The 23,387-nt window shown below is 71.6% G+C and carries 21 protein-coding genes and 1 other RNA gene; 5 read left to right on the top strand and 17 right to left on the bottom strand.

From position 1 onward, the window contains the following. Positions 1–190: 190 nt before the first annotated feature. The 4 genes from ABZ822_RS31545 to rnpB form a co-directional block, all read right to left on the bottom strand. Entirely contained in the window at positions 191–1,435 is a 1,245-nt protein-coding gene (locus ABZ822_RS31545; protein WP_360861705.1) for a S8 family serine peptidase, read from the bottom strand. Next, complete coding sequence (locus ABZ822_RS31540; protein ID WP_360861703.1) at positions 1,432–4,746, bottom strand: right-handed parallel beta-helix repeat-containing protein; 3,315 nt, start codon at positions 4,744–4,746, stop codon at positions 1,432–1,434. Before ABZ822_RS31540 ends, ABZ822_RS31545 begins: the two co-directional genes overlap by 4 nt. A 78-nt stretch (positions 4,747–4,824) precedes the next feature. Continuing rightward, complete coding sequence (locus tag ABZ822_RS31535; protein WP_360861701.1) at positions 4,825–5,100, bottom strand: hypothetical protein; 276 nt, start codon at positions 5,098–5,100, stop codon at positions 4,825–4,827. Between the two features lie 998 nt (positions 5,101–6,098). Further along, positions 6,099–6,499, bottom strand: an RNA gene (gene rnpB, locus ABZ822_RS31530) — RNase P RNA component class A. Between the two features lie 263 nt (positions 6,500–6,762). Here rnpB and yaaA point away from each other — a divergent pair. Then, complete coding sequence (gene yaaA, locus ABZ822_RS31525) at positions 6,763–7,563, top strand: peroxide stress protein YaaA (protein WP_360861699.1); 801 nt, start codon at positions 6,763–6,765, stop codon at positions 7,561–7,563. A 315-nt stretch (positions 7,564–7,878) separates the two neighbouring features. Here yaaA and ABZ822_RS31520 read toward each other — a convergent pair whose 3' ends face one another. Beyond that, on the bottom strand, positions 7,879–9,210 hold the full coding sequence (locus tag ABZ822_RS31520; protein ID WP_360861697.1) for a hypothetical protein: 1,332 nt from the start codon (positions 9,208–9,210) through the stop codon (positions 7,879–7,881). 70 nt (positions 9,211–9,280) lie between these two features. Between ABZ822_RS31520 and ABZ822_RS31515 the strand changes: the two genes are divergently transcribed. Next, positions 9,281–10,318, top strand: coding sequence for a helix-turn-helix domain-containing protein (locus ABZ822_RS31515; protein WP_360861695.1), 1,038 nt, complete (start codon positions 9,281–9,283; stop codon positions 10,316–10,318). Between the two features lie 94 nt (positions 10,319–10,412). Then, positions 10,413–11,072 carry a bifunctional 4-hydroxy-2-oxoglutarate aldolase/2-dehydro-3-deoxy-phosphogluconate aldolase gene (eda, locus tag ABZ822_RS31510; RefSeq protein WP_360861730.1) on the top strand — a complete coding sequence of 220 codons (660 nt, stop codon included), beginning with the start codon at positions 10,413–10,415 and terminating at the stop codon, positions 11,070–11,072. 88 nt (positions 11,073–11,160) lie between these two features. On the opposite strand, the gene ABZ822_RS31505 is transcribed toward eda, so the two are convergent. The 9 genes from ABZ822_RS31505 to ABZ822_RS31465 form a co-directional block, all read right to left on the bottom strand. Beyond that, the gene (locus tag ABZ822_RS31505; protein ID WP_360861693.1) at positions 11,161–11,697 is read right to left on the bottom strand and encodes a hypothetical protein; all 537 of its coding nucleotides are present in this window, start codon (positions 11,695–11,697) and stop codon (positions 11,161–11,163) included. Beyond that, a complete protein-coding gene (locus ABZ822_RS31500) occupies positions 11,666–11,899 on the bottom strand; it encodes a hypothetical protein (RefSeq protein WP_360861691.1) in 234 nt (77 codons plus the stop codon). Before ABZ822_RS31500 ends, ABZ822_RS31505 begins: the two co-directional genes overlap by 32 nt. Further along, positions 11,880–13,295 carry a hypothetical protein gene (locus ABZ822_RS31495; RefSeq protein WP_360861689.1) on the bottom strand — a complete coding sequence of 472 codons (1,416 nt, stop codon included), beginning with the start codon at positions 13,293–13,295 and terminating at the stop codon, positions 11,880–11,882. Before ABZ822_RS31495 ends, ABZ822_RS31500 begins: the two co-directional genes overlap by 20 nt. 113 nt (positions 13,296–13,408) lie before the next feature. After that, entirely contained in the window at positions 13,409–14,125 is a 717-nt protein-coding gene (locus tag ABZ822_RS31490) for an ABC transporter ATP-binding protein (RefSeq protein WP_360861687.1), read from the bottom strand. 103 nt (positions 14,126–14,228) lie between these two features. After that, a complete protein-coding gene (locus ABZ822_RS31485) occupies positions 14,229–14,561 on the bottom strand; it encodes a hypothetical protein (RefSeq protein ID WP_360861685.1) in 333 nt (110 codons plus the stop codon). A 62-nt stretch (positions 14,562–14,623) separates the two neighbouring features. After that, the gene (locus ABZ822_RS31480; protein ID WP_360861683.1) at positions 14,624–14,932 is read right to left on the bottom strand and encodes a LuxR C-terminal-related transcriptional regulator; all 309 of its coding nucleotides are present in this window, start codon (positions 14,930–14,932) and stop codon (positions 14,624–14,626) included. Positions 14,933–15,454: 522 nt separating this feature from the next. Next, positions 15,455–16,684 (bottom strand): bifunctional RNase H/acid phosphatase, encoded by a 1,230-nt coding sequence (locus ABZ822_RS31475; RefSeq protein ID WP_360861681.1) that lies wholly within the window; start codon positions 16,682–16,684, stop codon positions 15,455–15,457. 5 nt (positions 16,685–16,689) lie between these two features. Then, positions 16,690–17,433: a C4-type zinc ribbon domain-containing protein gene (locus tag ABZ822_RS31470; RefSeq protein WP_360861728.1), complete on the bottom strand. Its 744-nt coding sequence runs from the start codon at positions 17,431–17,433 to the stop codon at positions 16,690–16,692. After that, a complete protein-coding gene (locus tag ABZ822_RS31465) occupies positions 17,430–18,284 on the bottom strand; it encodes a Nif3-like dinuclear metal center hexameric protein (RefSeq protein WP_360861679.1) in 855 nt (284 codons plus the stop codon). Before ABZ822_RS31465 ends, ABZ822_RS31470 begins: the two co-directional genes overlap by 4 nt. A gap of 213 nt (positions 18,285–18,497) precedes the next feature. Here ABZ822_RS31465 and ABZ822_RS31460 point away from each other — a divergent pair, with 213 nt between their 5' ends. Together ABZ822_RS31460 and ABZ822_RS31455 are read left to right on the top strand one after the other, a co-directional pair. After that, entirely contained in the window at positions 18,498–19,661 is a 1,164-nt protein-coding gene (locus ABZ822_RS31460) for a hypothetical protein (RefSeq protein ID WP_360861677.1), read from the top strand. A 194-nt stretch (positions 19,662–19,855) separates the two neighbouring features. Next, positions 19,856–20,020, top strand: a complete 165-nt coding sequence (locus ABZ822_RS31455) for a hypothetical protein (protein ID WP_360861675.1) — start codon at positions 19,856–19,858, stop codon at positions 20,018–20,020. Between the two features lie 66 nt (positions 20,021–20,086). Here the strand turns inward: ABZ822_RS31455 and ABZ822_RS31450 are convergent, their stop codons facing one another. From ABZ822_RS31450 to ABZ822_RS31440, 3 genes are all read right to left on the bottom strand, one after another. Then, complete coding sequence (locus ABZ822_RS31450) at positions 20,087–21,091, bottom strand: 3-oxoacyl-ACP reductase (protein WP_360861673.1); 1,005 nt, start codon at positions 21,089–21,091, stop codon at positions 20,087–20,089. A 37-nt stretch (positions 21,092–21,128) separates the two neighbouring features. After that, complete coding sequence (locus ABZ822_RS31445) at positions 21,129–22,205, bottom strand: Zn-dependent alcohol dehydrogenase (protein WP_360861671.1); 1,077 nt, start codon at positions 22,203–22,205, stop codon at positions 21,129–21,131. Positions 22,206–22,388: 183 nt separating this feature from the next. Next, positions 22,389–23,261: a MaoC/PaaZ C-terminal domain-containing protein gene (locus tag ABZ822_RS31440; protein ID WP_360861669.1), complete on the bottom strand. Its 873-nt coding sequence runs from the start codon at positions 23,259–23,261 to the stop codon at positions 22,389–22,391. Positions 23,262–23,387 lie beyond the last annotated feature (126 nt).

Raw genomic sequence — 23,387 nt, 5'->3', positions numbered from 1 at the left:
GTACGGCGCCCGGCCGGCTTCCCGTTCCACGACGCGGCGCGGCTCAACTCGCCGTCAGACGCCGGTACGAAGGCCCGACGCCACGGGGCCCGCAACTGCGCGGGCTCGTCCCGGCATCAGGTGGAACGAGTGCCCGGCCGCACCGTCCCGTACGGCCTATCGGACATCCTCGTTCCTCGGTCCGCCCGGCTCATTCCTTCCCGGCCCCGCCCGCGCCTGCCGGACGCCACCCCCGCGCACGGGCCCGCGGAAGGGTGAAGGCGGCCCAGAGGACGGCGAGGACGGCGGCGGTGCCGAGGAGGACGAAGAGGGTGGCGCGGTCCGTGACACGATCCACGGCGGACGTGTCGCGGAGGGTCACGGGATCGTCGGCGCGGTCGGCGCCGGCGACCGGACCGGAGTCGCCGTGGACGCCTGTGGCGGCGGCGTAGGGATCGAGTTGGGGGATGTCGGCGGGGTACGCGGAGCCGGTCAGGCGACGGGTCACGGCGGCCGGGGAGTCGTCCGGACGGGCGGCGCGGACCACCGCCGCGGCCCCGGCGGCGTACGCGGTGGCCACCGAGGCGCCGCCGCCGAGGTAATGGCCGCCGCGCGGGCCGCCGGAGACCACTCCGGCTCCGGGCGCGGCCAGGTCGATGCCGTCGGCGGGCGGGGAGCCGTCCGGGCGGGCACCGCTGGGGAGCATGTCGGCGACCGAGAGGACTCCGGGCTCGCCGGCGGGCCAGTAGGTGCGGGACGGGATCTTGTCGGTGCCGCCTCCGGTCCGCGGGTCCGGGGCGGCGGCGGCGACCACCACCGCGCCCGAGCGGCGGGCACCCGCCACCGCGCGGGTCACCGCCGGGTCGCGCCGGGGCAGAGCCGCCGTCACCGCGATCACATCGGCCCTGGCGGAGGCCGCCTGGCGCAGTGCCTGCGCCACCAGGTCGGCCCGGGCCTTGCCGTGTTCGTCGGTGCCGCGCAGGGCCAGGATCTTCGCGTCGGGGGCGACCCCCACGAGGCGTGAGCCCTCCCCGCCGTTCCCGGCGATCAGCCCGGCCAGGAAGGTGCCGTGCCCGACGCAGTCGTCAGCGGCCGCGCCCTCGGCTGTGACCCGGCCGCCCAGCCCGGCGGCACGGGGAGCCACACCGGTGTCGATCAGCGCGACGGTCACACCCTCGCCGGTGCCGTGCCGGTGCAGCCGGTCCAGATCGAGGCGCTGGCGCGACCAGTCCTGCTTCTTCGCGTTCTCGTCGGAGGCGGGGGTGCAGGCTGCTTCCCCGTCCTCCGGATCGAGCGCGGAGGGCATGCTGGGCAGTCCCTGGCCCTTCTCCCCGTCGGCCCTTGGCATGCCCGGAAAGGGCGCCGCGTGGACCGGAGCCGCCGCGGGCAGCAGCAGGGCGGCTGCGAGTCCGGAGCCGGCCAGAAGACGGGCGACCCTGCGGGCGGGCGGCTTCACCGGGCGGCCTTCGGGGCCGCGGCCGTGACGTCATCGGGGAGGAGGACGCGCAGGTCGTCCAGGGTGGGAGCGGCGAGCAGACTGAGCCGTCCTGCCTGGCGGGTGACCATCGACTCGACCACCTGGCGGGCCAGGCGGGCGTTGCCGAAGGAGCGGTCCCGGGGCAGGGAGTCGAAGTACTCCTTCAGCAGCGGGCCCGTGCCGGCGCCGCACTCGTACCCCATGCTCGCGGCCTGGCCGCGCACGATGGTGACCAGTTCGTCGGAGGAGTAGTCGGCGAAGGCGACCCGGCGCGGGAAGCGGGACGACAGCCCCGGGTTGGAGGCGAGGAAACGCTCCATCTCGTCGGTGTAGCCGGCGACGATGACGACCACTTCGTCGCGGTGGTCCTCCATCAGCTTCAGCAGCGTGTCCACCGCCTCCTGACCGAAGTCGGCGCCACCACCGCGCGGGGTGAGCGTGTAGGCCTCGTCGATGAACAGCACGCCGCCGCGGGCCCGTTCGAAGACCTCCCGGGTCAGCTGAGCGGTGTGGCCGATGTAGCGGCCGACCAGGTCGGCGCGGGCCGCCTCGATCAGCTGTCCCCGCTGCAGGATCCCGAGCTGGGTCAGGATCTCCCCGTAGAGGCGGGCGACCGTGGTCTTGCCGGTGCCGGGCGGTCCGGTGAAGACCAGGTGATGGCTGAGCGAGGGCACCGGCAGTCCGGCGGCGGCACGGTGGCGTGCCGTGGTGATGAGGTTGACCAGATCCGTGACGTCGCGCTTCACCTCGGCCAGGCCGACCATGTCGCCGAGGCGGGTCAGCGGGTCGTTCTCCGGGACCGCCGCCTCGGTGGCCTTCGCCGCGGCAGTGGCGGAGACGTCCTCCGGCAGCAGCAACTGCAGGTCCTGCTCTCCGACCTGCTGCTGGGTGGCGAGCCGGACCGCCTGCCGGTCCACCATCTCCTCGAACACCCCGCGCGCGGCACGGCCGTTACCGAATCCGGCGTCCCGCGGCATCGCCTCGAAGTGGGCGGCCAGCGCTGCCGCGGTGCCCTCGCCCAGCTCGTACTGGTGCTGGGCACACATGCTCTCCATGATCTCGACCAGTTCGGGCACCGAGTAGTTCTCGAACTCGATGGTCCGCGAGAAGCGGGAGGCCAGGCCCGGGTTGGAGCCGAGGAAGGACTCCATCTCGCCGGAGTAGCCGGCCACGACCACCACCACGTCGTCGCGGTGGTCCTCCATCAGCTTCAGCAGGGTGTCCACCGACTCACGGCCGAAGTCGGCACCGCCGTTGCCGCTGTCGGCTGTGAGCGTGTAGGCCTCGTCGACGAACAGCACGCCGCCGAGCGCCCGTTGGAAGGTCTCGGTGGTCTTGATCGCGGTGCCGCCGATGATCTGCGCGACCAGGTCGGCGCGGGAGACCTCCACCAGGTGCCCGCTGCGCAGCGAGCCGAGCTCGGCCAGGATCGCCCCGTAGAGGCGGGCGACGGTGGTCTTGCCGGTGCCGGGCGGCCCGGCGAAGACCAGGTGACGGCTCATCGGCGGGGCGGGCATGCCGAGTTGTTCACGGCGCTGGGCGAGCTGGGTCAGATTGACCAGGGTGCGCACCTGCTGCTTGACGTTCTCCAGGCCGATCAGCGCGTTGAGGGTGCCGAGCGGGCCGTCCGCACGGTCGGCCGGAGGGGCGTCCGCGGCACCCGAACCGGCCGGGTCGGTGTCCTCGGCGCTGCCGGTGCCCCAGGCGTCCCGCTTGCCGTTGCCGGTGCTGTTCAGGCCCTCCACGGCGAGCCGTTCGCCGGGCACGGTCTGCACCAGGCCGCCGCCCGCGTTCTCCCGGGCGAGGCAGTTCACCAGCGAGACCGGCGCGGTGGATTCCACCCGGAAACCGTCCTGGGCTCCGCCCGTGACCTCACAGCCGCTCAGCGAGGCGAGCGCGCCTTCACGGAGCAGGAAACCGTGGCCCTGGGGGGCGTGCACCACGGTGCGGTTGGCGGTCAGTTCACCGCCCGTGGCGACCATCACGCCCTCCTCGCCGGACACCTCGACGCGGAAGTCGCGGACGGTGACGTTGCCGCCGTCCTCCACGACCAGACCACCGGCGCCGGCGTCGGAGACCCCGCCTCCGGCCAGGTAGAGGGTGCTGCCGGAGGACGCGCGGACCCCCGCGCCTTTCGGCCGCACGATCTCGCAGTCCTCGGCGCGCCCCCGCGCGTCCTTGGTGGCCGCGATGCCGTCGCCGGAGGGCTCCACCAATCGGGCCCGGCGCAGCAGGGGGTTGGCGCCGCCGCGCATCGCGACCGCGGGCGATCCGCCGATCACCTCCAGGCGGTCCAGCTCCGGCGCCGAGTCCTCCTCCAGGAGCAGCCCGGTCTCGCCGCAGTCACGAACCGTCAGGCCGGTCAGCGCCGGGGAGGCGGCCCCGGCGACCCGCAGCGCCACACCCTGCGCGCCGTCCACCCAGCAGTCCTCGAAGGTGCCGCGCGCCCGGTCGGTGACCAGCAGGCCGTGGCCGCGGGTGCGCGAGACACGGCAGCGGCGCAGCACCGGGTCGGTACCCGCGGCCAGCGTGATCCCGTTCGCGGACGCCCCGGTGACCCGGACGTCCTCCAGCGTCGTACGCCCTTCGCTGCTCACGTGCACGCCGGTGCTGGTGTCGTGCACCACGGTGCGCACGACCGAGGTGGTGCAGTTCTGCTCCAGGGCGATGGAGGGCTTGTCGGTGGAGGAGATGTCGCAGTCCTCGACGGTGCCGCGGGCCTCGCCGTTGGCGAGCAGGCCGTTGCCGCGCGCGTCGCGCACCGTGCAGCCGCGGATGCGCGCGTCTCCCTGCTCGGAGAGGACCAGGCCGCTGGTGCCCAGATGCTCCAGGGTGCAGGACTCCACGGTGGTGGGCGTGGTCGAGGTGACCACGACGCCCGCGCCCTGCGGATTGCTCACCCGGCAGTCCCGCAGCGCGAGCGAACCGGTGCCCCCGGCGAGCATCGCGGTCCAGGCAGCGCCGACGACCTCGCAGCCGTCGAGCGCGGCCTGCCCGCGCCGTACGTCCACGGCGGGCTGCTCGGCGTCGTCGCCGCGCAGGGTCAGCTCGGAGAGCATCACGGCGTCGGCGCGCAGCGCGAGCACGCTGCCCGAGCGCGGCCGGATCTCCACCGTGCCCCGCCCCTCGGCGGCGGTGAGGGTGACCCTGGTCTGGATCACCAGGTTCTCCGCGTACGTCCCGGGCCGGACGCTGATGAGCGCGCCGGTACGGGCAGCCGCGAGTGCCTCACCGATCGTCCGGTAGCGGTCCCGGTCCCCGGGACCGACCGTCAGTACCTGGCGCGACACGCACCAACCTCCTTGCTTCGGCGGCGTCTTCGGCGGACGCCCGCTCACCGGGGCGCATGCCGGCGAGCCGACGTGCCGTCATGCCGCGCCCATCGGGCGGGCGGGGGTGTCGAGAGCGGCGCTCTCGGTCCGGAGCATCCGTCGGACGCTCCACTTCTGGCGGTCGGTGCCGGCGCGGCTCCACAGGTGCGGCCAGGCCCCGTTGTCCCGGTTGTGGTCCGTGACACCGGTGCCGGGCGGGGTCGCCTGGAACTCTCCCGGAGTCTCCTCCGAACTCCCGCCGGGCACGGTTCCTGCCGACTCCGGCTTCTTGCCGTGCTGGTCGTGGTCCCCGCCGGGCACGAGGAACGGCATCGCCGCGAACAGGGTCGGATCGTGGTCGCCACGGCGGCACCGGGGTCGGTACCGGACTCGGCGGTACCGCGGTCGGTCCCCGGCTCGGGCGGGGTGCCCGAAGCGGGAACGGCCCCACCCCTGGTCCCGGCCCCCGGGCCGTTGTCCGCTGCGGTCCGTTCCCCGGGCCGCGGCCCGCGCGGCGTCAGATGTCCCAGGGGTGATGGCGGCTTCGGGGGCCTCCGGAGGCGGATGGCACGGGGCGGGGGCAGCGGGCAGCACGGACGGAGCGCCATGCCTGGCCTCTTGCCGTTCTCCGGGCCGCATCTCCACCTGAACTCTTGGGTCCGTACGAACTCTTGGGTGCCGAACGGCATGCGCGCGCGCCGACACTGCTCAGTCGGGGACGTCACCAGGGTCCCATACGAGCCCTGTCCGTTGGGGTGCACAGAAGGTCCGTATCAGGCGCATGCGTGCCCGTTTGCTGCCCGAATGGGGAACGTTCCGGGAGCAGTGAGGCGCGAGGGACAAATCGACGGAACGGCCGGGGTGTTGGAGCGGCGCATTCCCCAAGTCGCGTACGCCGTCTGCCCCCTGCGGTACGCGGAAGCGCCGCGATGCGGTGATCCAGGTCCCGGAGTCGGCCATCGGCCATGAGCGGGCCATCGGCCATGAGCGGGGCAAGGCGCCCCCGGCGAGGTCGCCCGGAACGCCCGCGCGGCGACATCGCCTCGCGCGGGCAGGGCGCCCTCGTCGCCGTCGCGCACGAGCTCACAGCCACGGCACCTTCCGGGTCGGGCACGTCCGGCCGCTTCCGGGGCAAGGGGTCGAGGGGTCGAGGGGTCGAGGGGCCGAGTGGACGACCGCTGCCGACGCCATCCACCCCGCTCTTTCCCGAGGCATGGCTTCCTTCGGCGCCGCGCGGCCCCGTGAGAACCGGTGCGGACGGTCCGGCCGAGCTCCCCGTTCGACAAGAAGACCCCTGACCAGCACATTCGCTGCTCAGGGGCCCTGAGGGGCAGACGAGTCGAGCTGTACGCCGGATTTTGTCTCCGGTCGGCCTCGCGGCCGGCCGGGAGGCGGTCATCCATCTAGGACCGGCGTTGCCACCGGTCTCGTGCGGTCCACCCGCGGACTCGGGCGGGCAGCCCTCGAACGTCCGCGCAGGAGCACCGAGGCGCTCCCTTTTGACCTTGCTCCGGGTGGGGTTTACCTAGCTGCCCAGGTCACCCTGGGCACTGGTGGTCTCTTACACCACCGTTTCACCCTTACCGAGGACCGAGGCCCCCGGCGGTCTGTTTTCTGTGGCACTGTCCCGCGGGTCGCCCCGGGTGGCCGTTAGCCACCACCCTGCCCTGTGGAGTCCGGACGTTCCTCGGGAAGCCCCTGAGGGACTTCACGCGACCGCCCGCTCGGCTCGTCTGCCGTGTTGACCATGGTACCCGCGTCGGAGCGCCTCCCCGCCCGCCGGCGGAGAGCCCGCCGGCCCGCCACCGGGGAGCCGTCCCCCACCCCGCCTGGGACTCCTTCGGCCCGCCGGCGGAGAGCCGTCCGGCCCGCGCCGGTTAGGCTGCGAGACCGGGGCCTCGTCCGGCGCGTCAGCCGTACGCCGTGAGCTGTACACCGTGAGCCGTACGCCGTCCGCGACCGCGCCCCCGACCGACCGTGCGAAGGAGATCCACCGTGCTCGTGCTGTTGCCGCCGTCCGAAGGTAAGGCCGTCGGCGGGTCCGGAGCCCCGCTCAAGGCCGAGCGGCTGTCCCTCCAGGGGCTCGGTACGGCGCGGGAGACGGTGCTGGAGGAACTGGTCTCGCTCTGCTCGGCCGACGAGGAGAAGGCGCGCGACGTGCTCGGGCTGAGCGAGGGGCTGCGCGGTGAGGTCGCCAAGAACGCCGGGCTGCGCACCGCACACGCCCGGCCCGCAGGCGAGATCTACACCGGCGTCCTCTACGACGCCCTCGGCCTCTCCACCCTCGACCCGTCCGCCCGCAGGCGCGCCACCCGGTCCCTGCTGGTGTTCTCGGGGCTGTGGGGGGCCGTGCGCGTCAACGACCGTATTCCGTCGTACCGGTGCTCGATGGGGGTCAAGCTGCCCGGCCTCGGCGCCTTGGGGGCGTACTGGCGGAAGCCGATGGCCGAGGTGATGCCGGAGGAAGCGGGCGACGGGCTCGTCCTGGACCTGCGGTCGGCCGCGTACGCCGCCGCGTGGAAGCCGAAGGGCGAGATCGCGGAGCGAACGGCCGCTGTGCGCGTGCTGCACGCGCAGATGGTCGGCGGCGTCGAGAAGCGGTCCGTGGTCAGCCACTTCAACAAGGCGACCAAGGGACGGCTCGTACGGGATCTGCTCACGGCGGGCGCGTCGCCGAAGGACCCGGCCCGGCTCGTCGAGGCGCTGCGTGACCTCGGATACGTGGTAGAGGCCGAGGCGCCGGCCAGGCGCGGCACCGCCTGGCAGCTGGACGTGGTGGTGACGGAGATCCACTGACCGGATCGGCCATGCGGGCGCGACGCACGAGGGGTGTCGGTCGACCGCAGGCTGCCCCCATCGGGACATCACCGGCGGGCTCGCGCCGACCGCGAGAACCACAGGCGCCATGTCCGGGGGGGCCGTTCCTTCCGGGCCGCTTCCAGCGCGAGGGCCCGCCGGCCGGCTTCCGCCATCTTCTCCCTGCGCCGCATGTCCGCGTACCGCACACAGTCGTAGTGGCAGAAATCCATGGCGATGGAACCTCCGGGGTGAGGAAGGGCGTCGGCGGGCGCAGCTTGCTGTTGTGGGGCGGGACCGCGCGCACCTGTGGTGTCAGGAATCCCATATGGCGCCGAACGCCGGAATGTTGCGGCTTTCGAGACCGTGCACCACACGCCACGTCAAGGTCTCATTGGATATGCAGATGACGGCTTCCGCCCCGAAGGACACATAGGCGGCATAGGCCATCGAGAGAAGGTCGGGGCGGCCGTCATGGTCGGTGTCCCATATGCGCGCGCCCGGCTGCATCGCAAGGATTTCGTCCACGAGGTGATCGCCGTAGGTCTCCCGGGGATTCCGCGTCACCCACACGAGATGTGACGGGACGTAATCGGCGAGCAGATGCGCCAGTATCGGAGCGATACCGCTTCCGGTGGCGACGAACACCACCCGGTCGAAGAGTTTCGCAATATGACCGACCCCGCAGGTGGGGATTCCCTTCACCCATACATGGCTGGGCGCGTCGTCGATGAAGGAAGCCGTCCAGTCGCCGGCCCTCGAGATGACCATGCGATATCCGGTCCTGCCGGGTGTCGGAATGCTCGCGAAGGCATGCCAACCCATCCATGGATTACGGCTGATGGACATGCCCGAACCGCAGAACGGGGTCACTCCGTAGTCGAAGCGCACCAGTGCCGCGTGGGCGGACGGCCGCTCGATGTCGATGGCCACCTTGCGCAGGCGCAGCCACGGGAGCGCGCTGCTCACGGTGGTGAGAGCCAGGAGCCAGACCGCGGGGTGGTTCAGCAGCGCGGAAAGGGTGCCGTGCGGAGCCGATGCGCGGTAGGCGGGAATCAGTCCCTGGAACCAGAACAGGACGGTCGCCGCCCAGCCTCCGAATCGGTGGAATCCTTCGAAGGTGTCGTGAAACCTCTTACGGAAACGCGGCATGGCGGTGGCGACCATCGCCGCCAGGAGCACGGTCAGCGCGTAAGCCACTATGAGCGGCGGAGTGTCGGCACCGCCGTTCACGGCGCGATCGGTCAGGAACGCCGTCAGCAGAACATGCCAGCAGGCACCGGATATCGCCGCCCCGACGTGCAGACCTCCGATCTGATAGACCTTGGCCAATGCCCGTCTGACGTTGATCGGCCACCCGTGACGGGCCCGCGTAGCCAGCCGGAATGCACCGTTCACCACATGCTGCCGGCGGATCAGAACAGCCAGTGTGAAGTTGATCGTCGCGGCCAGTGACAGCGCCGGCGGGGAGCCCGAGATGTCGTCCCACAAAGCGAACCCCGTCGCCGCATTGACGGCGATCACCGATGCGGCCAGGCGGTTGTAGGGCCGCATTCCCGGGCTCGTGAAAAAGAGTCGCGGTTGCGCCACCGGCCGTGGAAGCGCGAGGTGTTTCATCTCCTTGCTTGCAATTGAGAGTTGAGGCATGAACGCAGCCTCACAGTTGCAGAAAACACTGCATAGTGGCCCGAGAGACACTATGTGGGAAGATCGGGCCATGTCGCCTACGCCGAACGTTCGGAGCGGCCCACCGGAGCCGTCAGCGGAGAAGGACAGGCACCGGGTCGCCGTGCTGGCCCTGCCGGGAGTGATCCTCTTCGAGCTCGCCATCCCCAACTGCCTTCTGGGGGCCGCTCGTGACACCGACCGCGAGCCGCTCTACGAGGTCATCACGTGCACGGTGGAACCGGGCGCGGTAGGCACGGACTCGGACCACCCGATCCTCGTCCAGCACGGACCCGAGACGCTGGCCACCGCGGACACCGTCATCGTGCCCGCCACGGAGGAGCTGGGCACGGCGTACACGGAGGGCCGGCTCACGCCGTCCCTGACCGCCGCGTTCGACCGGATCGCCCCGGACGCCCGCGTGGTCTCCATCTGCACGGGGGCCTTTCTGCTGGCGGCCGCCGGACTGCTCGACGGCCGCCCGGCCACCACCCACTGGAGCCAGATCGACCACTTCGAGCAGCTCTTCCCGCAGGTCGATGTCCAGCCGGACGTCCTCTACACGGACGACGGGGATGTGCTGACGTCCGCAGGCAAAGCGGCGGGGATAGACCTCTGCCTCCATCTGCTGCGCAGGGATCACGGTGCGTCCGTGGCCACCGCGGTGGCGCGCGGCGCTGTCGTACCTCCCCACCGGGACGGCGGCCAGGCGCAGTTCATCAAGCGCCCCGTACCGGAACCCCAGTTCACATCCACGCTGCCCGCTCGCGCATGGGCCCTCGAGCACCTCGGCCGGCCGCTGACGCTGCGGGAGCTGGCGCAGCAAGCGTCCATGAGCGTACGGACGTTCACCCGACGCTTCCGGGCGGAGACGGGGGCGAGCCCGACGGAGTGGCTGCTGCACCAGCGCATCGAGCGCGCCCGGCACCTCCTGGAGACCAGCAGTCTTTCCGTGGACGAGGTCGCCGACGCGGCCGGTTTCGGGACCGGCAGTTCTCTGCGCAAGCACATGAGATCCGCACTCGGCGTCTCCCCCACCGCGTACCGCCGCGTCTTCCGTACGCCGGACCTGCCGCCTTCCGAGGCGTGAGAAGCGACGGCAGCGAGGGCCAGGCGACACTGCCCGTTGCATCATGCGCAATGCGCGTTGCACCATGCGTGGAGCGCAGGGCAGGATGGCGCGCATGATGTCCGTCCTCGACCTCGCTCCCGTCGTCCCCGTCGTGGTCCTGGACGACGCCGCCGATGCCGTGCCGCTCGCCCGGGCACTGGTGGCCGGGGGCCTGCCGGCGATCGAGGTCACCCTGCGAACCCCAGCCGCCCCCGCGGCGATCCGGGCCGTCGCCGACGCCGTACCGGACGCGGTGGTCGGCGCGGGCACCGTGCTCTCACCGGAGGACGTGACGACCGCCGCTTCCGCCGGAGCCCGCTTCCTGGTCAGCCCTGGCTGGACGGAACGACTGCTGGACGCGGCGCGGGCGTCGGGGCTGCCGTTCCTGCCCGGCGTCTCGACCGCCTCGGAGGTCGTGGCCCTGCTCGAACGCGGGGTGAGCGAGATGAAGTTCTTCCCCGCTGAGGCGGCGGGCGGGACCGCGTACCTGACCTCGCTGGCCTCACCGCTCCCCCGGGCCCGGTTCTGCCCGACGGGCGGGATCGGACCGGACACGGCCGCCGCGTATCTGGCGCTGCCGAACGTCGGCTGCGTGGGCGGGAGTTGGATGGTTCCGCAGGACGTCCTGCGGAACCGGGACTGGGCACGCGTCGAGGAGCTGTCCCGCGCCGCCGCGGCCCTGCGCGACCCGATGGCGGCACCGGCGCCACCGGCCGGAACACCCGCGCACTGAGCCAAGCGAGTTCCGGCCTGGTGAGCGGCGCGCGCGAAGCCGGACGCTTGCTGCGGATGCCGCCCCGATCGTCGCGGGGCGGCGGACGTCAGCTCCCCTTCTCCCCGGCCGGATGCCTCCGCATCGCATGGACGCCGTGCCACAGAGCCCGGCCGTCGCCGAAGAGCGGCAGGAGGAACGCGATGTGCACGAGGTACCACCAGGCCAAGGACCGGTCGAGGCCGGCGAGCCACAGAACGGCGCCCACCGCGACGCATGCGGACGGCCCGGCCAGAGCCACCACCGCCGCCTGCCCCGCGGTCATCGCCCCTTCCGGGATCACCGACGTACGCCAGGCGGTCCGCTCGATCGCGATGTGCGTGACCGTGCGGATCCGTTTGAGGACGAGGACGTGCGCCGACTCGTGCAGGGCGAACGAGGCCACCAGGCCCAACGCGGCCGGTTTGACCAGCAGCACCCACGCCAGCGAAACGGGGACCGGGTCACCGGAGCGCGCCATCCAGACCAGAGCCGCGGCCAGCAGGACACCGGCGAACGCCAGCAGTGGCCACACCTGCGCGGCCACCGCCCAGGCGACGGTGCGGACCTTCAGGTCAGCGGCCGGACTCGTCGAGGAGCTGCTCACGGCGCTGCTTCAACCCCCGGTAGATGGTCTGGATCACCGTCAGGACGATGGTGAGCACGAGGAACAGGACGATGAGCGGGACCGGGTTGTCGACGCCCGTGGTCATGCCCAGCGCCCCGTTGTCCTTCTTCTCCGTCTCGAAGACCATCGACCCGAAGAACGCCTTCCGTTCGACGATCTCGTCAGAGCCCGTTGAGAACATGAGGGTGAGCAGGGTCACCGCTACGGTGACCAGCGTCAGCAGCGCGGCCCCTACGACGGACTTCACTACCGACCGTGCCGTGAACATTCCTTCTCCTCGCCTCGTGTGTATGAATTCCCTGCACCGCGTACCAGACGAACGCTGCGGCCGCCCCTGCGAGGCAGGCCACCACCGCCCAGGGCGGGAGACTGAGCAGCCCCAGCCCGATCACCGACAGCCCCATGACGACGAGGACCACGGACAGCCCCAGGAACACGGAGAACGGGTTGTCCTTCTCCGCCGGGAACACGATGCTGATGCACGTGGTCATGACCGCTCCGCCCACGCAGGACGCAAGCGCCACCACGCTGGAGAGGAACCGGTCCGGGTGGATCGCGAGCGTGATCGCGAGGGTGGGCACGGCGAACAGGGTGAGCAGGACGAGCTGCGCCCTGATGAGCCGGCCGTAGGTCCGCCAGGCCGGTTCCTGCGCACCGGGCAGCACCCGCAACTGCTGGGTCGCGGTGAACTGGTACAGGCCGCCGAAGGACAGCGCGGCCAGGCCCCACAGGGGGTTCACGGAGGGCTTGGCCAGCAGCAGGTAGACGAACACGGCCAGCGCCATGGCGGCGGCGGCCACGGTCTGCGCGCTGCGCAGCAGACACCAGTCGTACGGACCGAGAACGCGTCGCAGCCGCACACTTCCCGGGAGTTTCAGGTAACGGGACTGGCGTACGTGCTGGTTCGGGGCGAGCGCGAAGGTCAGACCGATGAGCACGGCCGACGACGCCACCGCGGCGGCCAGGGTCGGCCAGGGCCCGTACTGGTTCCAGGCCCAGGTCGCCGACGTCACCCAGGTGTACTCGGTCCGCTTGCTCAGGTACGCGCCGGAGATGTCCTGGATCATCGGTGTCATCTGCGTGGAGTAGGACGCGAGCAGCGCGAACAGGACGAGCACGTTGAGGAGGCCCGCCATCCGGCTGAGCCCGATCAGCATCCACAGCCGCGTGAGCAGCTGGTGGAGGGCGGAGAGGGCCAGGTAGGTCAGCGCGACCGGGAGGACGATCGAGGCTGTGATGTAACCGGTCGCGGAGGGGCCCAGAAGGATCAGTGCGCTGACGGCGAGGGAGACGAGGCCGGCGGCGGCCACGACGGCTGTCATCGCCGCTTCGTACATGAGGAACGCCGTCGAGCGTTCCCGGTTGGTGACCGGTAACTGGTAGCTGAGCCGGAGCAGTCCCTCGGCGTTGAGGAACAACACCTTCACGAGCAGGAACGCGATCTGCACCCACAGCAGGATGGACACGGTCGAGATGTCGAACAGCAGCCGCCACACCGCCGCTTCGTCGGCCAGGGGGCGCAGGAAGAAGTAGGACGCGGTGCACATGACGCCCAGCAGCAGAAGGGCCGCCCCCATGACGAACACTCTGACCGGGGCGGACTTGAGGACCCCGACTCGCAGGACCCGGCGGCGGAAGAAGACGAGGAGCATCCGGGCCAGGACCGCGGAATGCCTCAGCCGTACCGCCGTCACCGCTGGGACGTCTCGAGGTAGTCGAACACCATGGCTGCCACCGATCCGTGTTCTTCGACCAGATCCTTCGTCGGCTCGTCGTACACCACGTGGCCCAGGTCGAGAAAGATGGTCCTGTCGGCCAGTCGCTCCAGCACGGCGAAGTCATGCGTGCACAGCAGGATCGAGCGGCCCTCGTCGCGGACGCGCCTGAACTCCTTCTCGGCGAGGTGCAGCGCTTCGAGGTCGATGCCGTTGAGGGTCTCGTCGATGACGGTCAGCGGGGCGCGGACGACGAGCGCGGACACCAGTTGCGTCTTCTTGCGCATGCCGTGCGAGTAGTCCTCGATCAGGTCGTCGTAGCGGCCCTCCATCGAGAACTTGCGGAAGTAGCCCAGGGCTTCACCGTGGTCGACGTCGACGTCGAACAGTTTTCCCATCATGGAGATGTATTCGCGGGCGGTGAGGAACTCGGGAAGGTAGTCGTTGCTGGACAGATACATGCCCATTTTCTTCGCCTCGGGCCGGGCGTGTTCATGCGCGCCGATCCGGATGGACCCGGACTGAAGGCGTACGAGGTCGAAGATGTTCTTGATCATCGTGGACTTTCCGGAGCCGTTCGGGCCGACGAGACCGACGATCGTGCCTTCCTCGACCGTGAAGGACACGTCCAGGAGAACGTTGACAATGCCGTCGTACGAGTAGCTGACGCCGTTGACATTCAGGAGAGACACTATCGCGTTGATCCTTTGCCGAGTCCGTCCACAGGAAGGTGCCCAGGAATCCCCGGTACCACCAGAGGCTTCCTGGGCACCTGCAAACCTAGCCGTCAGACGGCTACACGCATTCGGCGCTGACCTTCAGGCCGAAGTTCTTGAAGGACCACTCGCCGGTGAAACGCTTGTTCTGCTTCACCACACACCAGACCACCAGTCCGGCGAAGATCGTGGCACCGAGGCCGAGGACGACAGCGGTGAAGATCAGGAACCAGGCGTCGTAGCGGACGAGTCCCTTGTCGATCTTCGCTCTCATCGACGCGACGACCCGCTCGGGCGCCGTGGTCGCGGCCACGTACGCGCTGATCGAGGCGGACGTGTACGCGCTGACCGCCTTCGCCTGAACCGGCTCGACGGCGGCCTCGCGCTCCCGTACAAGAGTTGACGCAGACACAGATGTTCTCCCCTGCGGTTGATGGTGACCCGGTGAAAATGTCATGTGCCTGGCAAGCAAGGCTAGTGTCCTGAGGGGCACCGCGCAGCGCACTTCGTGAAGGTCGCAATGACGGCGGCTTCCGCCCGCGAAGAGATCGCCAGCTTGATGAAAACGCTGGTGACATGCTTCTTGACCGTTCGCTCTGCGATGTTCCAGCGGTTCGCTATGACGGTGTTCGACAGACAGTCGCCCAGCGCGACGAGGATTTCGCGCTCCCGCGCGGTCAGAAGAGACAGGTCTGCGTCACGCACCCATGCCGGCACGCTGACTCCTCCGCAGCAGACGAGGATCTCTTCGGGATCAGTGTTTCTGGCTGTGGGCAGGCTCATTTCCCATCCCCCGTAACGACGGTCACTCGCCTGTTCGTTCGGCTGTACATGACCTGGTCGGCTTGGTCAGAACCGCTGTTCGCAGCGGTTACCGTAGGCCTGGCGTGAACAGCGGACAAGGCGATGGTGGTGAGCTGGCGCCAATTCGACTACTCAGGCTCCCCGGGCGGAATCATGGGAGCTCTGCCAACACACGCGTTCTCGTGCGGCGTTCCCGTGAAGCGGAATGGCCGGGGACGGCGTTGCGCGTGGCCGCAGGTGGCCGATACACACCAGGTTCCCGGCTTCTTTCGTCCCTCGAAGCGGGCTGGAGTTGGGCTCGACGCGGACTCGAGGCGGGGCTCGAGGCGGGGGCTGGATGCGGACTCGGGGGCCCGGGCGGACCACCCCTCGGCCCGAGCACCAACCCCTGTGCAGAGCGCGGGATTTACCCCCGTCGCCCCGGTCACCGAGCCTTTCGTACGCCGATGGAGCCCGAGAACCTCGAAGTGCGTGGCCGCGAACGGCCCCTCCGCCGGCCGGTCAGCGCAGATGGCTGGTGTCGTTGAGCAGCCGCACCGACGCGTTGCCGTCCCCGTAGTACGCCACCGCCGACAGCGACGCCGCCGACAGTTCCATCCGGAACAGCGACTCCGGCGGGGCGCCGAGCGCCAGCCGTACGAGCGTCTTCACCGGCGTCACATGCGTGACGAGCAGAACCGTGCGCCCCGCGTAGCGCGCCAGCAGCTTGTCGCGGGAGAGCGCGACGCGGCGCGCGACCTGCGCGAAGCTCTCGCCGCCACCCGTCGGTGCCGCCTTGACGGAGCCGAGCCAGGCATCGAGATCGGGCCCGTACCGCTCCTGGACCTCCGCGAACGTCAGCCCCTCCCAGGCGCCGAAGTCCGTCTCCCGCAGCCCTTCGTCCGTACGGACGTCCAGGCCGAGCTTCCGGGCGACGACCTCCGCCGTCTCACGGCAGCGGCGCAGCGGTGAGGTGACGACGGCCTCGATCGTGCCGCGCGCCGCCAGAACGGCGGCCGCGTGCTCGGCCTGGCGCCGGCCCGCGTCCGTCAGCTCCGGGTCCGTGCCGCCGCTGCCCGAGAAGCGCTTCTCGGGGGTGAGGGCGGTCTCGCCGTGCCGCAGCAGGACGAACGTCGTGGGCTTGCCGAGGTCGGCGGGCGCCGCCCAGCCGACCGGCGTGGCCCGCGAAGGCTCGGCGAGTGGGTCGTCCTCCTCGTCGGCGGCGTCCGCACGCGGCGCCCCCGCGACGGAACGGCCCGCGCCGGAACCGCCCGCGCCGCTGTCGAGCGCCGCGGTGGAGCGCGACGGCTCCCACCGCTCGCCGCGCTTCCCCGCGTCCATGGCCTCGTTGGCCAGCCGGTCCGCGTGCTTGTTCTTCGCCCGCGGGATCCACTCGTACGAGACCCGGTCGGCCGGGTGGACCGTCTTCGCCTCGGCGGCGAGCGGACGCATGTCCGGGTGCTTGATCTTCCAGCGGCCCGTCATCTGCTCGACGACGAGCTTGGAGTCCATCCGGACCTGGATCTCGGCCTCCGGGTCGAGGGCGTGCGCGGCCCGCAGGCCCGCGATCAGCCCTCGGTACTCTGCGACGTTGTTGGTCGCGGTGCCGATGTATTCGGCGGCCTCGGCGATCGGTTCGCCCGATGCGGCGTCGAGGACGACCGCGCCGTACCCGGCGGGCCCCGGGTTGCCCCGGGAGCCGCCGTCCGCCTCGACGATGAAGCGCCGCTTCCGTGTGCTTCCCGCACTCATCGGGACTACAGACCGGATTCGGGCGTACGGACCAGGATGCGGCGGCAGTTCTCGCAGCGCACGACGGTGTCCGGGGCCGCGGCCCGCACCTCGTTCAGCTCGGTGATGGCCAGCTCCTGGCGGCAGCCCTCGCAGCGGCGCTGGAACAGCCGCGCGGCGCCGACGCCGCCCTGCTGCCCGCGCAGCTTCTCGTACAGCCCCAGCAGGTCGCCGGGGACGGCCGCGGCGACCGCCTCGCGCTCCTTGGCCACGGAGGCGGACTCGCCGTCGAGCTCCTGCTCGGCGGTGTCCCTGCGGCCCGTGGCGTCGGTGGTCCTGGCCTCGACGGACTCGACGCGTCCGGTCAGTTCGGTGACGCGCTCCTGGGCGGACTCGCGACGCTCCATGACCTCCAGGACGACGTCCTCCAGGTCGCCCTGGCGCTTGGCGAGCGAGGCGATCTCGTGCTGGAGGTTCTCCAGGTCCTTCGGGGAGGTGATGGTCCCGGAGTCCAGCCGCTGCTGGTCGCGGGCGGCGCGCTGGCGCACCTGCTCCACGTCCTGTTCCGCCTTGGTCTGCTCGCGGGCGGTGTCGCTCTCCTCGGTCTGGGCGGCGACCAGCAGGTCGCGCAGCTGGGCGAGGTCGGCGTTCAGGGTCTCGATCTCACCGTGCTCCGGCAGGCTTCGGCGCTTGTGCGCGAGCTGCGACAGACGGAGGTCGAGCGCCTGGACGTCGAGCAGGCGGATCTGGTCGGCGGGGGCGGCGTTCAGTTCGGGGCTCCTGGGGTGACGGTGGTGTGGGACGCGGCGTGGGCGCTCCACGGGTCGGTGACCGTACGGGAGATGTGCGTGCGCAGATTCCAGCCGTGGCGGTCGGAGATCTCGTCGAGCTGGGCGGCCGCCTGCTCGACCCATGGCCACTCGGTGGCCCAGTGCGCGGCGTCCACCAGGCCCAGCGGGCTCTGCTGCTGGGCCTCGGACGCGGGGTGGTGGCGCAGGTCGGCGGTGACGTAGACGTCGGCACCGGCCGCGCGGACCCGGTCGAAGAGGCTGTCGCCCGAACCGCCGCACACCGCGACCCGGGAGACGGTGATGCCGGGGTCCCCGGCGACGCGGATGCCCTGCGCGGTGGCGGGAAGCCGGGCGGCGGCCAGCTCGGCGAAGTCCCGCAGCGTCATGGGCGTCTCGAGTTCGCAGACCCGGCCGAGGCCCCGGCGGCCCGCCGGATCGTCCGGGTCCGGTACGAGCGGGCCGGTGGTCCGCAGTCCGAGGGCGCCGGCGAGGGCGTCGGAGACACCGGGGTCGGCCCGGTCGGCGTTGGTGTGGGCGACGTGCAGGGCGACGTCGTTCTTGATCAGGGTGTGCACGACACGGCCCTTGAAGGTGGAGGCCGCGACCGTCGTCGTACCGCGCAGATAGAGCGGGTGATGGGTGACGAGCAGGTCCGCGCCGAGCTTCACGGCCTCCTCGGCGACCTCCTGCACGGGGTCGACGGCGAAGAGAACGCGCTGTACGGCGGCGTCCGGATCACCGCAGACCGTACCGACGGCGTCCCACTCCTCCGCCCGCTCGGCGGGCCACAGGGCGTCGAGCGCGGCGATGACATCAGACAGTGCGGGCACGGGTGAGAGGTTACCTCGCACCCGCCGCCGCGCGAACGGCGCCGGGAGCCCGCCGGTGACCTCCCCCGGCACGGCGCGGACCGGAGGAGCACAACTCCCGTGCGCTGCCGGGCCGAACCCGCCCGGCAACACCCGTATGTGTGAAGCCTGGACAACTTGCACCGGTCGGCTGCGCGTCCGAAAACTACCGTCGTCGCTGGAGGTGACCAGGCGATGACTGCTTGTGTCCTGGAGAGCATCACGGACAGCGGCACCGTACGCGTGCGGCCGGCGCCGATGACGATCGCGGCGGACGGCGGTTACGCGGCACGGCTGGTGAGCGGCGGGCAGCCGGGGAGCTGGCTCCCGGAGCGCTGGACCCTGGGCGGCCCCGAGCCGTACGCGGTGAAGCTGCCGCTCGGCCAGCCCGAGGATGTGGAGAGCGAGCTGCTGCCGCTGCCCGACGGACGGGTGCTGATCAGCCGCCGGGTCGCCGACCGCCACGACGTGGCGCTGCTCTACCCGTCCGGGCCCAGCACCGGCGAGCTGCCGCTCGGCAGCGTCGCGTGCGAGCACCTGACCCTGCTCCCGCCCCCGCCGGGCGGCACGGACGCGTACGCGCTGGCGCCCGGCGAGCGGTCCACCGCCGTGTGGCGGGTGCACGGCGGCCCGGCCGGCCCCGAGCGGGTCGCCGTGGTGCCGGGCCGCTGCTCGGGCGGCGCCTGGCTGGACCGGACGGGCCGACTGCTGGCGCTGGACCGGGAGTTGGCGGAGGGCGGGCCGGTCAAGGCCGTGGCCGTGGACCTGGCGCGGGGCGGGACGAGTCCTCTTCTGCAGATCACCGACGACAGCAACGACCGTGTGCTGCTCGCCGATCCGGACAGCGGGCTGCTGCTCGTGCGGTCCGACGCGGCCGGGCACGACCGGCTTGGCTGGGGTGTGCTGGGCAGCCGTCAACCGCTGCGCTTCCCCGAGGTCCTGCGGCTCGCGGACGCGGCCGTGACCCCGTTCGCCATACAGCCGGGGCAGATGCTGATGCCGGAGAACGTGGCGGTGGCGCTGCGCATCGACGGACCGGCGGGCAGCCGGGTGGGCATCTGGCGGCCGGCGGGACGGCGGCTGCATCAACTCCCGGCGCCTGTCGGGTGGCTGGCGGGTGTGGGGCTGTGGACGGCGCGGGGCGAGCTGCGGCTGCCCTGCTCCACGCCGCAGATGCCGTGCGGGGTGGCACGGACCATGGCGCCGGCCGACGCGGCACCGCCGGTCAGGGCGCTGACGGCAGCTCCCGCGGCCGAAGGGGCCCTTGCCGTACGGGTGTCGGCGGAGCCGGAGCCGCGCGGTGCCGCGGCCCTGCGCCCCGTTCCCCTTCAGCAGGCCCCCATGGCCAGAACCCGGTAGCTTCACGATCATCCGACTGGTTAGACTCGGGCGGGGGCCGCGCAGCTCTCCCGTGGGCGCGTCGGCATCCGGCGAGGTGACTGACGGCTGCTCATCAGTCGTGTGCGGAGGGCCGGTCGGCCGTCTTGACGACACTCGCTGCGGACGGCCCCGAGCGCACGGCACGACGCGATCCCACGGGGTGACTCTCCTCTATGTCCGAAGCACGGACCGACACGCATCAGCCGCAGCCGCAGGAGGCCGCCCAGGCTTCCACCGGGCACGGCAAACACCGGGGCCAGGCCGCGTCCGATGACGGCCAGGCACCGGCGCAGGGCCGGCACCGCCGCCCGTCCTCCGAGGGCACGGGGAACGGCTGAGACGTGCGCGCCCGGGCCGGTCCGGCCCGGGCGCTTCGTTGTCGCGGCGGGCCCGTGAAGGAGCGTTCAGCGCGCCTTCCTCAGGCCCAGTACCTCGGCGGCCGCGAAGGTCTGCCCCGCCGGGCGCCCGGCGAAGTACGGGGTGAGCAGTTCGTCGAGTTCGTCATGGCTGAAGACGTCCTTGGCCGTGTCGAACTGGGCCGCGACCCGGGGCCGTTCGAGCAGCGCCACCATGCCGCCGTGGACGACGAACACCTGGCCGTTGACCTGCCCGGCGGCGGGCGATGCGAGATAGCCCACCAGCGGTGAGACGTGTTCGGGCGCGAGCGGGTCGATGCCCTCCGGCCCGTCTCCCCCGGTCCCGCCGCCGGACGCGCCGGCCGACGGCCCGGAGCCCGTCGCCGTACCGGCAGCACCCCCCGGTACGCCCGCGAACACGTCCTCCGTCATACGGGTCCTGGCGCGCGGGCAGATGGCGTTGGCGGTCACCCCGTACTTGGCGAGCGCCCCCGCCGTCGACGTGGTCAGGCCGACGATCCCGCCTTTGGCGGCCGCGTAGTTGGGCTGCCCCGGCGACCCGGCGAGGAACGCCTCGGACGAGGTGTTCACGATCCGCCCGTAGACCGGCCCGCCTGCCGCCTTCGACCGCTCGCGCCAGTACGCCGCGGCGAAGTGCGTGGTGTTGAAGTGCCCTTTGAGGTGCACGCGGATCACCGAGTCCCACTCGCCCTCGGTCATCGAGAAGATCATCCGGTCCCGCAGGATGCCCGCGTTGTTGACGAGCACGTCGAGCGAGCCGTACGTGCCGAGGGCGAGCTCGATCAGGCCGCGTGCCTGGTCGAAGTCGGCCACGTCACCGGTGTGGGCGACGGCCTGCCCGCCCAGGGCCCTGATCTCCTCCACCACCTGCTCGGCCGGTCCCGACGATGCGTCGCCCGAGCCGTCACGGCCCGGCTGCCCGAAGTCGTTGACCACCACCCGGGCACCCAGCCGGGCGAGTTCGAGCGCCTCGGCCCGGCCGAGCCCGCGCCCCGCACCGGTGACCACGGCCGTCTTCCCGTCCAGACTCATCCCGATTCCCCTCAGTTCCTGAAGTCCTCGGCCCGTTTCAGATCTCGATGCAGGTGCGCAGCGCTTCGCCCGTCCGCATCTGGTCGAGGGCGTCGTTGATCTCGGCCAGCCGGACGCGGTGCGTGATGAGCCCTTCGAGGTCGATGCGGCCGGCTCGCCAGAGGGCGATGGCGCGCTCGTACGACCGGAGGACGTCGCCGCCGCCGTAGAGCGAGGGCAGCACCCGCTTCTCGTCGAAGAACAGCTCGAACATGTTGAACTGCAGGTAGTCGTCCAGCGCGCCTGCGCCGACGACGCAGAGCGTGCCGCCGCGCCGGGTCGTCTCGTACGCCTTGCGTGCCGTCGCGGATTTGCCGACGACCTCGAAGACGTAGTCGAAGCCCTCGCCCGAGGTGATCCGCGCCTTGGCGTCCTCCAGCGCCTCCGGTGCCACCGCTTCGGACGCGCCGAAGCGGACCGCCGCCTCCCGCCGCCCCTCGACCGGGTCGACGGCGACGATCTGCGCGGCGCCCGCCGCCCGCGCGGCCTGCACGGCGCTGATGCCCACGCCGCCGCAGCCGATGACCGCCACCGACGAACCCGCCTCCACCTTCGCGGTGTTGAAGACCGCGCCGAGCCCGGTGGTGACGCCGCAGCCGATGAGGGCGGCGATGTCGTACGGCACGTCGTCCGGGATCGGTACGGCCGACACGGCGCCGATCACGACTTCCTCGGCGAAGGTGCCGGTCCCCGCGAAGCCGAAGACGTCACCGCCCGGCCGCTTGAAGTTGGGGGTTCCGGCGCCGAGGAAGCCGGTGAGGCACAGATGGCTCTGTCCGCGCTTGCAGGACGGGCAGTTGCCGCAGGCGGGCAGCCAGCAGACCAGGACGCGGTCGCCCACGCCGATGCCGGTGACGCCGTCACCCACGTCGATCACGTCGCCCGCGCCCTCATGACCCGGGACGAACGGGGCGGGCTGCGGCAGCACACCGTTCATGGCGGAGATGTCGGAGTGGCACAGGCCGGTGGCCCGGATGCGCAGCCTCACCTTCCCCGGGCCGAACCCGACGGCCTCGACGTCCTCGAGGACATCGAGCTTGTCCTGCCCTGTCTCGTGCAGTACGGCTGCGCGCATGGGGCGCTCCCTTCCGTGCGGTTCCGTTCCGGCGGTCGGTTCTCGGCGAGCAATTCTGGGCGGGCGGTTCTCTGCGGCCGGTTCGTGCGGCTCCGCGTGTGCGGGACCCGGGGCCGAGGTTCCTGGGTCGCGGGGTCCTGGGGTCGCGGGGTCCTGGGGTCCTAAGGGTTTACCGGCGGCGGGTCAGGCGTGGTGGACCACGGTGTCGCCGAGGACCGGCGCGTCGTCCCGGTCGGCCGCGGTGACCTCGACCTGCACGCTCCCCTCGCCCCGCCACATCCGGATCCGCAGGGTCTCGCCCGGGAAGACGACACCGGCGAAGCGCGTGGTGTACGAGCGGACGCGCGTGGCGTCGCCCCCGAGCGCGGTGTCGACGACCGCCTTCAGCGTGACGCCGTAGCTGCACAGCCCGTGCAGGATCGGCCGGTCGAACCCGGCCCGCTCGGCGAAGTCGGGGTCGGCGTGCAGCGGGTTCCAGTCGCCGGAGAGCCGGTAGAGCAGGGCCTGGTCCTGGCGGATGGGGCGCTCGACGGCGATGTCCGGGGCGCGCGAGGGGACTTCGAGGCGCTCGGAGGGGCCGCGCTCCCCGCCGAACCCGCCCTCGCCCCGGACGAAGATGCGGGTGTCGCTGGTCCACAGCGGCCCGTCGTCGTCCTCGGCCTCGGAACGCAGCACGAGGACGGCCGCCTTCCCCTTGTCGTACACCGCCGCGATCCGGGAGGACTGGACGGCCTTGCCGTGGACGGGGAGGGGGCGGTGCAGCTCGATGTGCTGGCCGCCGTGCAGGACGGCCGCCAGGTCGACGTCGATGCCGGGCGAGGAGAGTCCGCCGGCGGCCGCGAGGGCGCCGCCTGCGACGGTGGCGAAGCTCGGCAGCACCTGGAGCCTGCTCTCCAGGGTGTAGCGCAGCTCGTCCGGGTCGGTCGCCGGGTCGTCCCGGTCCGGGGACGAACCCGCCCCGACTCCGAGGTGGTAGAGCAGAACGTCCTTGTGGTTCCAGGCCAGGTCGGTCCTGCGGGGCTCGGCCGAGAGGGCTTTTCCGACGTCGATGGGCATGCTCGGTGCTGCTCCTTCGCCACGGTGGTTTCGGGAGGGTCCGCGGTCCGCGGAGGGCCGGTGGAGCCGGTCGGGAGACGGTGAGGCGTGGTCGGCGCGGAGGGCGGAGGGCGGAACAGGAGACCC

Origin of the sequence: Streptomyces sp. NPDC047108 (assembly GCF_040643575.1) — a bacterium.
Lineage (GTDB): Bacteria > Actinomycetota > Actinomycetes > Streptomycetales > Streptomycetaceae > Streptomyces.
This window is presented reverse-complemented; position numbering and strand designations above follow the sequence as displayed.